The organism is Buttiauxella sp., from assembly GCF_035271705.1.
Classification (GTDB): domain Bacteria; phylum Pseudomonadota; class Gammaproteobacteria; order Enterobacterales; family Enterobacteriaceae; genus Buttiauxella.
In genome coordinates this window covers 1-7,046 of record NZ_DATERI010000062.1, presented here as the reverse complement: position 1 = coordinate 7,046, position 7,046 = coordinate 1, and the positions used below count along the sequence as shown (strand labels likewise).

The window sequence follows — 7,046 nt, the reverse complement described above, 5'->3', positions numbered from 1 at the left end:
ACTGAATAACACTGCCTTTTAATAGCAGCATACTTATACCAGAGCTTAAGTCTTTCAAAAAAATGATAAAAAAATTCGCCACAGCATTGGTTTTAAGCCTTCTGCTCATACCTCTTTCTCGTTATTTTTCACCTGCTACAGTGATTGAGTCTAAGCAGATTTATCTTGCTTACCTTCCGATAAGTTTCATGATTGCCATGGTGTTTATTTATGGTCGAGTGGCGATCATTCCGTTAACAATTGCATCCCTCGTGGCATATTCATTCTGTTTGAATATATCTTTACTTGGGCTGATAGTATTTGTTTTTTGCCTGATATTTTCAATATCAGTTTGTAGTATGATGGCTCGTTATTATCTTGGTACACGCTGGCGTTATAGATTGGCAGATAAAGGTATCGGCATCAGGATATTTTTCCTGGGTTTTGTTGTGCCATTTATTATTAAGTTGCTGATGTATATTTCTGGGTGTTATATAAAATTCCCTACTCAAGTTTCGGCGTATTTTGGTGATAACGCCCTGATTTTCATGGTGGTGGATGTTCAAAGCTTAGTGGCAGCTTCACTCATTTTTACCCCTTTATTCTATTATCCATTACGGATGATCCTACATCCTTATTACGCGCGTGCCTTCTGGCGCAGTTGTGTTATGCGTGACTTTGTGGGGGCGCGTCGTTTTTACTCCTATACTTGGCTCTTTTGCCTGATAATTCTGCTGGGGGTGGTGTGTTCATCCTGGGGATTATTACAGGTCTCAGGCTATCTGGTACCGGCAATCTTCGTATTGTTTTCCTTAGGGGTTCGCCATTTTGGTCCGCGTTTACTGGAGCTGATGTGGGCTGTTTCTGCCTGGCTATTGCTGACATATAACGATGGTTTTCTTTATGGGGTAAACACCCAATTTGCCCTGTCCTTTATCCTCTCGGTCTTTATCTCGTTTAGCGTCTGTATGGTATATATGACGACAATGTTCAAGAGAAACGAGTGGATGAAACGTATTTATCGTTTACAAGCATTCACCGATCCTTTAACTCTATTACCGAATCTCCGTGCGCTGGAACATCATCTGCAATGTTACCCAAAAGGGACACTGTGCTGCCTGCGTATGTCTAATCTGGAGTTTTTAAGCCGCCATTACGGCATCATGATGCGTATTCACTGTAAACGTATTATCACCAACCAATTAACACCATTCTTACACCAAGGCGAACAGGTATTTCAATTGCCAGGGAGTGAGGTGTTAATATTTTTGCATGGGCAGGATACCGCAGCGCGACTGGGCCATATGGTCGACATTCTCAATAGCAAACAAATAAAATGGCATAACACCATGCTGGAAATTGAGTACAGTGCATCATATAGCGTTATCGATAACGACCTTATTGAATTACACCGGACATTAGGGCAGTTAAGTTATCTTTCTGAGCAGGCTTGTGCCTCGAGGCGTGTTCTTAGTCTGGATAGTCGAATAGAAGACGTTTCAGACCAAACGACAGAACGTGTGTTACTTCTACAAAAAATTAAACATGCGTTGAAGGAAGAACATCCCTTTGTGCTTTATGCCCAACCCATTGTCGACGCTCAGCATCAGGGCTATCACGAAATACTGAGTCGCTTAATAATCGATGGTCATATTATTACGCCGGATAAGTTTATTCCTGTCATCACTGAGTTTAACCTCAGTACCCGCTTCGACATGTTAATCATGAAGAAACTGCTGAGTTTCCTGCAGCAACATCCCACTGATAGCCAGCAGGCACGCTTTTCCGTCAATCTCATGCCGCTGACGTTAATGCAGAAAGATGTTGTTCAGAAAATTGTGTCCTTGTTTACCGAATACCAGGTGCCAACCCGCAGTGTGATTATTGAAGTCACTGAGGAGCAGGCATTTTCAGAATCAGAAATCTCAATGCAGAACATCACGCTACTGCGTGAGAGTGGCTTTAAAATTGCCATTGATGACTTTGGCACGGGTTATGCGAACTACGAAAGACTCAAACGTCTGCAAGCGGACATTATCAAAATTGATGGCTGTTTCATCAAAGACATCACATCGGACTCGCTTGATCCCCTGATTGTTAAATCCATATGCGATATGGCCCATGCCAAGCAATTGAGTGTCGTCGCCGAGTATGTCGAAACAGAAGAACAGCGCACGCTCTTACATGGGCTGGGTATACAGTTTTTGCAAGGTTATCTCATTGGCAAACCCATGCCTCTTAATACCGTCCAACCTTTTTAAGTGACAGGCATAAAAAAACCGAGGCGATTGCCTCGGTTTTTGTTTTTAGCGTGAGGATTTACAAGAACAAGCCTGCAATAGAAGCAGACAAAATGCTCACAAGCGTTGCGCCATAAACCAGTTTCAGGCCGAAGCGAGAAACGACGTTACCTTGCTCTTCGTTCAGGCCTTTAATCGCACCTGCGATAATCCCGATAGAAGAGAAGTTGGCAAATGACACCAGGAACACAGACAGGATACCTTCCGCACGTGGAGAAAGCGTACCGGCCAGTTTTTGCAGATCCAGCATCGCAACGAACTCGTTCGATACCAATTTGGTTGCCATGATACTGCCAACTTGCAAGGCTTCATGAGACGGAACACCCATGACCCAAGCGATTGGGTAGAAGATGTAGCCCAGAATGCCCTGGAAGGAGATACCGAAAATAGCGGCAAACAGTGCGTTCAGTGCGGCTATCAAGGCGATAAAGCCAATCAGCATTGCCGCAACGATAATCGCAACTTTAAAACCTGCCAGGATATATTCACCGAGCATTTCGAAGAAGCTTTGACCTTCATGCAGGTTAGACATCTGCAGGTTTTCTTCGTTATCGTCAACACGGTATGGGTTGATAAGAGAGAGCACGATGAAAGTACTGAACATGTTCAATACCAGTGCTGCCACCACATATTTTGGTTCGAGCATCGTCATATAAGCGCCGACAATCGACATGGACACGGTAGACATGGCCGTAGCGGACATGGTGTACATGCGGTTGCGCGACATCTTGCCAAGAATGTCCTTATAAGCGATGAAGTTTTCTGACTGTCCCAAAATCAGCGAGCTTACGGCGTTAAAGGATTCCAGTTTACCCATACCATTCACTTTAGACAGAAGGGTACCGATAAAGCGGATAATAATCGGCAGTACGCGAATGTGCTGCAAAATACCAATCAGAGCAGAGATAAAGACGATTGGGCAGAGTACTTTCAGGAAGAAGAAGGCGAGTCCTTCGTCATTCATCTTACCGAATACAAAGTTTGTCCCTTCATTAGCGAATGACAGGAGTTTCTCAAACATTTCTGAGAAACCTCTCACAAAGCCCAGACCCACTTCTGAGTTAAGGAAGAACCAGGCAAGAAGGAGTTCAATCACTAACAGTTGAACGATAAAGCGAATACGGATCTGCTTACGATTGCTACTTAGCAACAAAGCAAGTAACGCAACCACGGCAAGCGCTAAAACAAAATGCAGAACGCGGGACATATTTGCTCCAAATATTATGAGGCAGGTTTAATTTCGTTGCACATTCTATGAAACAAGCAATAAGAAAACGAGATCAATCGCACACTATAGTGATGACATGTGACCAAACTCAAAATTAGTGATCAACCATACATTTCTGCTATGTTAAGTAAAGAAGGTAAAAGTTGCGTCAACGCACATATCTCTAACATAGTTGTCGTCACAATTGTGGTTCGTAATGGGCATCTAAAATCCCTCATCGTTTCAGACTATCGAAGAAATCAGTTTATCTCTTTTAAATGAATTTGATAATCATTCTCACTTTTGCTAGTTTGAAACATAGCAAAGGCTATATCTCAGGGGCAGATGATGAATAACAGTCGCGTTGAAGAGAGTGGTACCCGCACAGCGCGCAGATTACGCCTGGCGTTAATGGGGCCGGCATTTATTGCTGCCATTGGTTATATCGACCCCGGTAACTTTGCGACTAACATCCAGGCCGGTTCCAGCTTCGGGTATAAATTGCTGTGGGTGGTGGTCTGGGCGAACATGATGGCGATGCTCATCCAAATCCTGTCGGCAAAACTCGGCATCGCGACCGGTAAGAACCTTGCCGAACAGATTCGCGATCATTACCCGCGCCCGGTCGTCTGGCTTTACTGGATACAAGCAGAAATCATTGCCATGGCGACTGATCTCGCTGAGTTTATTGGTGCGGCGATTGGTTTCAAACTGATCCTCGGCATCTCTTTATTACAAGGTGCGGTACTGACGGGTATTGCCACCTTCCTGATATTAATGCTGCAACGGCGTGGTCAGAAGCCTCTGGAGAAAGTGATTGGCGGGTTATTGCTGTTTGTCGCGGCGGCCTACATCGTTGAGCTCATTTTCTCGCAACCTAACCTGGTGGAACTGGGGAAAGGGATGCTGATTCCTGACTTGCCAAATAGCGAAGCGGTCTTTCTTGCCGCAGGCGTGTTGGGCGCAACTATCATGCCGCACGTCATCTATCTGCACTCGTCGCTGACCCAGCATATGCACCATGGCAATCGGGCTGAACGGTATTCAGCGACGAAATGGGATGTGGCGATTGCGATGACCATTGCAGGGTTCGTTAACCTGGCGATGATGGCAACCGCCGCCGCGGCGTTTCACTTCACCGGCCATACCGGGGTGGCTGACCTCGACCAAGCCTATCTCACATTGCAACCCTTACTGAGCCATTCGGCGGCCACCATCTTTGGTTTAAGCCTTGTTGCGGCGGGGTTGTCGTCCACTGTTGTGGGGACCTTAGCCGGGCAGGTTGTAATGCAAGGCTTCGTGCGCTTCTATATCCCGCTGTGGGTTCGCCGCTCAGTGACCATGGCACCGTCATTTATTGTGATTCTGATGGGGCTTGATCCGACACGCATCCTGGTCATGAGCCAGGTATTGCTCAGCTTCGGGATTGCCCTGGCGCTGGTGCCACTGCTGATTTTCACCAGTAATGGCAAATTGATGGGCGATTTGGTGAATACTCGTGTGGTGAAGATGACCGGTTGGGTGATTGTCGCCATCGTCGTAGCACTGAATTTGTGGTTGTTGATTGGTACGGTTCTGGGGTTGTAGTTTTATTGGTTGAAGTTTTATTAGTTGAAGTTTTATTACAGCCCGGAGCCTTCAACCGTCACCGTCTTACTGGAAATGGGGTCGATATATTCCAGTTTGATATTTTGCAACGATGCGCCTTTGATACCTGCCGCGCTAATATCCAGTTTTTCATTGGCATAAAGGCTTTTATTGATAGGGGTCCACTGGCAAGAGCTGCTATCGGTACAGCGACCGATACGATTGATCACCGTGTGAATATTTCCCTGATTGGAAACAGTCTGTGCTGCAGAATCTATTTTGAGTTTTACCTGCGGATGTTCTGGCGGCACATTGACCACCACCCCCCAACTCATCACAATCCCTACCGCTGTACTGGCTGTATTGTCACCCGCCGGAACGGTGAGATCCGGCGTTGAGCCAGGCACAGAATTCAGCCATACCCGGTAAGAAACCTCCTGTTGCAGCGGTCTGATATTCACAATGCGCAACGGCTGAATGGTTCCTGCGGGGAGGGCAAAGCGCGCCGGCGTCACCACCAGGCTGTCGATACTTCCCATCTTCACTTTCACTTCTTTTTCTTGCGGCGTGGCGGGATGTTCAACACGCCTGACTTCCGCCACCATATAGCGAGTTTCAGTGCTTTTGGAGATCACCTGCACCACGCTGCTGCCTTGCTGATTAAGCATCACGCGCATTGGGAACACCGTCACGTTGGCCATCGCGGGTAGATAACTAGTGGTCAGTACCAGCATCAAAATGGCTTTCAATTTTGTTCTCATCGCAACCTCAGATTCACATTTCTGTCGTTAATGTCAGATGCAAAGTGCCTGTGTAACTCCCTGCGGTTTTATTGGCAATAGGGAATTCAGGAGTGATAAAGCGTAATGCTGTAGGGACACACACTACCGCTTGAGGAATGCCGGGCAGATGCACCGAGCGCAGCGGTGCCTCGGAAATATTCTTCGCAACATAATTTTGCCAGTTGGCGAGATCGACAAATTCCCTGGAAACGAGATTTAATATCTGAAGTTGATAATCAATGCGGTTAGCATCGTCGATTTTACCGTTGTGATAAACAGAGTACAGACCAAAACCTCGTCCGGGAAGACCGTTGTATTGATCTTTAGGCGAAATAATGAACTCGCTACTATTGGCGTTGTAACCATCATAAAGGCACATATCCAATGTCGCGGTTCCGCTGAGCATGGTTTGGTTGCCTGTTGTGCCGGGCAGGGGGCGTAAATTTAAATCCACATGAGGCGCTGCGTTGCCAAATTCGGGCAGATAAATTTGCTGATTATTAGTATCAGTGACGTTTAGCGTGATGTGGGCGTTCCAGTCTGCCAGTTTTGTTCGTGGACTCCACTGCATCAGATTTAATTGCAAATGTGCTTCCCAAACCCCGCCAACGGGCAGCTTACTCAGTTCAGTGCTGGGGATAGAAACCGTTAATGTTGATTCATCGTTGGAGTTGCCGTCACTACAGTTGACCTGCATCCCCGCATTGATGAGATAGGGGCCCCATACATTGTCCTTAGGCCAACATCCTGCGCTCGTCGTCGCAACAATACTATGGTAGCCCGTCAGATTAATGATTTGCGTAATTCCACTTCTCTTTTCGGTAAACAGTAGCGCAATGGTGGTTTTCCCGTTCTGGACACCGGTTACCTCAGTACTGCATTTTCCTGTTGCGGGGTCAGTGTTGGAAAGACAGGTCCAGACGTTTCGCCCCCAAAGCGTATCGTTATTGGAATCGTAACCTCCGCTTTCGTTCGTCCAGATTTTAAACTCGGCGGGCGCCTCGCTTTTATCAAAGCTAGTCGTCACCGTCGTATCCCGCCCGCTAGGTGGCACGCTTTCTGCCTTCACCTTTGGGCAGGCCAGAAGTAACAGCAGGCTCATCACCAGGCAGGTCAGGAAAATACGAACAAAGTTCTGCATATTAATCTCGAGTAGTCGTCGCGGCCAGGCTCTGTGCCGGAGCCTGAATG

The 7,046-nt window shown here is 46.8% G+C and carries 6 protein-coding genes; 3 read left to right on the top strand and 3 right to left on the bottom strand.

The features are described from left to right. The first annotated feature begins 62 nt into the window (after positions 1–62). Positions 63–2,240 carry an EAL domain-containing protein gene (locus VJY99_RS05395; RefSeq protein WP_324117040.1) on the top strand — a complete coding sequence of 726 codons (2,178 nt, stop codon included), beginning with the start codon at positions 63–65 and terminating at the stop codon, positions 2,238–2,240. 58 nt (positions 2,241–2,298) lie between these two features. On the opposite strand, the gene VJY99_RS05390 is transcribed toward VJY99_RS05395, so the two are convergent. Then, positions 2,299–3,486, bottom strand: coding sequence for a NupC/NupG family nucleoside CNT transporter (locus VJY99_RS05390; protein WP_324117038.1), 1,188 nt, complete (start codon positions 3,484–3,486; stop codon positions 2,299–2,301). A gap of 278 nt (positions 3,487–3,764) precedes the next feature. On the opposite strand from VJY99_RS05390, the gene VJY99_RS19695 reads away from it, so the two are divergent. Both VJY99_RS19695 and VJY99_RS05385 read left to right on the top strand, forming a co-directional pair. Then, positions 3,765–3,842, top strand: coding sequence for a hypothetical protein (locus VJY99_RS19695; RefSeq protein ID WP_422653021.1), 78 nt, complete (start codon positions 3,765–3,767; stop codon positions 3,840–3,842). Next, positions 3,835–5,073: an Nramp family divalent metal transporter gene (locus VJY99_RS05385; protein WP_324117037.1), complete on the top strand. Its 1,239-nt coding sequence runs from the start codon at positions 3,835–3,837 to the stop codon at positions 5,071–5,073. Before VJY99_RS19695 ends, VJY99_RS05385 begins: the two co-directional genes overlap by 8 nt. Positions 5,074–5,108: 35 nt before the next feature. Here VJY99_RS05385 and VJY99_RS05380 read toward each other — a convergent pair whose 3' ends face one another. Then, on the bottom strand, positions 5,109–5,834 hold the full coding sequence (locus tag VJY99_RS05380) for a hypothetical protein (protein WP_324117034.1): 726 nt from the start codon (positions 5,832–5,834) through the stop codon (positions 5,109–5,111). A 13-nt stretch (positions 5,835–5,847) separates the two neighbouring features. Continuing rightward, positions 5,848–7,046: CfaE/CblD family pilus tip adhesin (locus tag VJY99_RS05375; protein WP_324117032.1), on the bottom strand; the 1,199-nt coding region annotated here is incomplete at its 5' end.